The organism is Marinirhabdus gelatinilytica (assembly GCF_003353425.1).
Lineage (GTDB): Bacteria > Bacteroidota > Bacteroidia > Flavobacteriales > Flavobacteriaceae > Marinirhabdus > Marinirhabdus gelatinilytica.
In genome coordinates this window covers 1-4,028 of record NZ_QRAO01000016.1, presented here as the reverse complement: position 1 = coordinate 4,028, position 4,028 = coordinate 1, and the positions used below count along the sequence as shown (strand labels likewise).

The window sequence follows — 4,028 nt, the reverse complement described above, 5'->3', positions numbered from 1 at the left end:
CTATCGTTTTAGGGTAAAGTGCCCTCTAAATTCCTTTTGTGTACCGTCCTCGGTGTACTCCACCACGAACCAGTAATCGCTCGATGGCATCGGGTTGCCGTTATAGTTGCCGTCCCAGCCCTCGCCCAACGGGCTGATCTGCTTGAGCAGCTTCCCGTGGCGGTCAAATATATAAATTTTTGCCGTAGGGTCCGCATCCGCGATGCCTATGATGTTCCAGGTGTCGTTCCAGCCGTCCAGGTTGGGCGTCACGAAGCGGGGGTAGTCCACCACGCCCACCTCTACCGTCACGCTACCGCAACCGTTGATGTCCTGGATGGTCACCGTGTGCCCACCGGGCTCCACGTTGGTGAACGTGCCACTGTCCTGGAACGGGCCGTCGTCCAGCTGGAACTGGTAGGTACCGTTCCCCGTCGCACCGGCCTCGATCACGTGCTCGCCCGCAAAGGCGCCCGTCACCACGTCGACGTCGAAGGTCACCGGGGGGGAGCTCAGCACCACCGTCGTGGAATAGCGCTCCATACAGCCCGTCGTGCGCTCGGTAACCGTCACCACGTACTCACCGGCCTCCAGGGCCGTCACGGAGGGGCCCACCTCGCCCACCAGCACCTCGCCGTTGAGCTCCCAGGTGAACACATAGTCGTCCGGGGAGAGGCCCGTGTCCAGAACCGGTGGCGATGCGCCCCCGAACTCCTCCGGGATCACGTTGCCATCGGCATCCACGCACAGCCTGTACTCCTCATCAAGGGCCAGGACGGGAAGCTGCTCCACCTTCAGCACCACCTCCGCAACCGCATAGCAGTCGTTGGTGCTGTTCTCCACCCTCGCATAGATCACCTGCGGGTTCACGATGTTCGTATAGGTGGCTCCCAGCGGGTCCACGCCCGCCTCGGCGTTCTCCAGGGTCTCATGGTAGGTCAGCAGGAACACCGCAGGGTCCTGGCCGCCCAATATCTCGTCGCGAAGCAGCTGTGCCTGCGACATCGGGTCCATCGGGTCGTCCAGGGTGAACTCCGCCAGACCGTCGTTGGGCGCGGTGTTGTCGCATATCGTATAGGGCCCGGAGGGGGTGTTCGCAACCGCCCCGTCGTCCACGCGGAGCTCGAACTCCTGTGCCGATATGTAGCACTCCGTACCGTTGTCCAGTATCCCCACGTAGATCGTCTGCGGGTTGCTCAGGTTCGTATAGGCCGTAGGGTCCGGGATCGCATCGAACATCGCGAGGGCGTCCGCCTGTGTCTCGTAGTAGCTCACCGTGTACAGCGCAGGGTCCTGCCCGCCGAGGATCTCCCCCTCCTTCTCCGTCAGGTCGAACACAGAGGTGCCCAGGTTCGGGACCTCACAGGCCACCAACGGGGTCACCACCGCACCGGCGTCCGGCAAGGGGTTCACGATAAGCTCCAGCTCCACGATCTCGAAGCACATCTCCGGTACCGTGCCGTTGGTCACCCTCACGTAGACCGTCTGCGGGTTGGAGGTGTTCGCGTACGCCGTGGGCGTGGCGATCGCACCCGTGCCGTCCACGGCACCCATAAAGGTCTCGTAGTAGCCCAGTGCCCAGTTGCCACCGTCAAGTATCTGCGACTCGCGCACCGTCAGGTCGAACACCTCCACACCGTCGTTGGGGTCGTTGTTGTCGCACAGCACGATCGGGTCGGGGGACACCGGCTCCGGGTTCGGGACCACACGAAGGGTCATCGTCGTGAAGGAACCGCACTCCGTCGCCTGGTCGTCCACACGGACATAGATCGTCTGCGGGTTGATCGCGGCACCCGTCACGGGGTCCTGGTTCACGTGCGCCGTGGCAGGGGTGATGGGATCGGTACCGTCCTGGGCATCCTGCTGGGTCAGGTAGTAGCTCACGTCCAGCCCGGCACCGCCACCGGAGATCTCAACGTCCTTGGTCGTCAGGTCGAAAACCGCTATCTCGTCGTTGGGCTCGCCCAGGTCGTCACACTTGGTGAACGGGACCGGCTGGTTCGCCACCGGAGGCTCCTCCACCTGCAGCTCGAAGCTCCCCGTCACCGAACAGTCGTTCTGGCTGCCCGAGATGCGGAAGTATACCGTCTGGGGGTTGGAGGTGTTCTGGTACGCCGTGGGCGTCGCGATGGCACCCGTGCCCGCCTGGGCATCGGCCAATGTCTCGTAATAGGTCACCACGAAGACCAGCGGGTCCTGCCCGTCCAGTATCTCGTCCTCGCGCTCGGTCAGGTCGAACACCGCAGTGCCCCCAGCCTCACAGGCCACAAGCGGCTCGACGTCCAGGGGCGCCGTGGGAGAGGGCAGTACGACCAGCTCCAGCTCCACCACCCTGTGGCAGCCGTTGGCGTTGGGCGGAAGGGTGAACTCCGCACGTGCATATATCGTCTGTTGGCCCGCAACGATGTTCTGGTAAGGGCTCGTAAGGGCGAACACCCCCGCCTCGGCGTCCACCAGCGTCTCGTGGTAGGTCACAGTGATGCTGGCATCGCCGTTGGCGATCTCAGCGTCCTTGTCCGTCAGCTCGAACAGCGCAAAACCGTCGTTGTCCGGGTCGCAGGCCTCCAGGGGCGTGGGCGCCACCACGTCGGGGACGTTCTCAACGCGGAGCTCCAGAACCAGGCCGTTCGCACCACCCGTGTTCTCGCAGCCCGTCGTCGCGCTCTCCCCCCGTATGTAGATGTCCTGTGGGTTGGTGAGGTTCGTGTACGCACCGGGGTTCGGTATCGCACCCGTGCCCGCCTGGGCATCGGCCAATGTCTCGTAGAAGCTCACCTCGATGTTCGCGTTGCCACCGGTGATCTCGTCCACACGGGTGGTCAGGTCGAAGACCTCCATCTCGTCGCCGGGGTCGTTCACGTCGCAGAGCGTGTAGGGATCCGGCTCGGTGAGCGTCGGCGGGAGGTCCACGATCAGCTCGAGGGTCGTCACGGCCTCACAGTCGTTGTTCGTGTCAGAGACCGTGACGTGCACCGTCTGGGGGTTGGTGATGTTAGGATAGGCCGTAGGGTTCGAGATCGGGACCGTCAGGTTCACGTCCTCGAAGTACTCCACCACGTAGGGACCGCCCGTGAGGCCCGCGAGTATCTCCGCCTCGGCGTCCGTCAGGTTGAAGATGAAGACACCGTCCCCGTCCGTGTCGCACTCCTGCAACGGCGAGGGATCCGATATCTGCGGGGTGTCCAGCACCACCAGCTCGAGGGTCGTTATGTTGTAGCAGCCCGTCGCGATGTCCGTCAGGCGGACGTACACCGTCTGGTTGAACGGTACGATGTTGATGTAGGGGCTCGTGAGCGGGTTCACGTTGTTCTGCGCGTCCACCAGCAGCTCGTGGTAGCTCACCACGAGGTTCCCCGCCGGGTTCCCGTTCACGACCTGGTCGTCCGCATCGGTGAGCGTGAACTCACCGAAACCGTCGTTGTTGTCGTCGCAGAGCTCCAAGGGGTCGGGCTCGAAGATCTCGGGGCGCTCCACAACCACCAGCTCCATCTCGAAGACACCGTAGCAGCCGCGCGTGTTGCTCTCCACACGTACCCAGACCACCTCGCCCGCACTCGTGTAGGGGATCGGCAGCAGGTTCGTCGCGTCCTGTGCGTCCTGCTCGGTAGGGTGGTAGGTCACGCTCAGGTCCGTGTCCCCGTCGGTGATCGTCGCGTTCTGGGTGTTCAGGTCGAAGTCCTCCACACCGTCACCGTCGTTGTCGCAACGCGAGAACTCCGGAACCGTCACGAACTCGGGAACCGTGTCCAGCACAAGACTGAAGCTGCCCACCGTGAAACAGCCCGCCACGTTCTCCGCACGTACCCAGATGAGCTCCCCCCCACTGCTGTAAGCACCAGGGGTCCCGATCGCCCCCGTGCCCGCGATCGCATCAGCCTGGCTCGTGTGGTAGGTGATCACTAGGTTCACCAGGGTCCCCGCTATCTCGTCGTCCTTGCTCGTGAGGTCGAAGACCTCCACACCGTCCTCGTCGTTGTCGCAGACCACCAGGTCCGTGATAGGGTCCGTGATGGCAGGACTGTCGTTCACCTGAAGGTCCAGGGAAACGA

Annotated in this window: 1 protein-coding gene; it reads right to left on the bottom strand. The window is 63.6% G+C overall.

The genetic code is table 11. The features are described from left to right. On the bottom strand, positions 1-4,008 hold the full coding sequence (locus C8D94_RS15085; RefSeq protein ID WP_211308929.1) for a T9SS type B sorting domain-containing protein: 4,008 nt from the start codon (positions 4,006-4,008) through the stop codon (positions 1-3). Between the last annotated feature and the right edge of the window lie 20 nt (positions 4,009-4,028).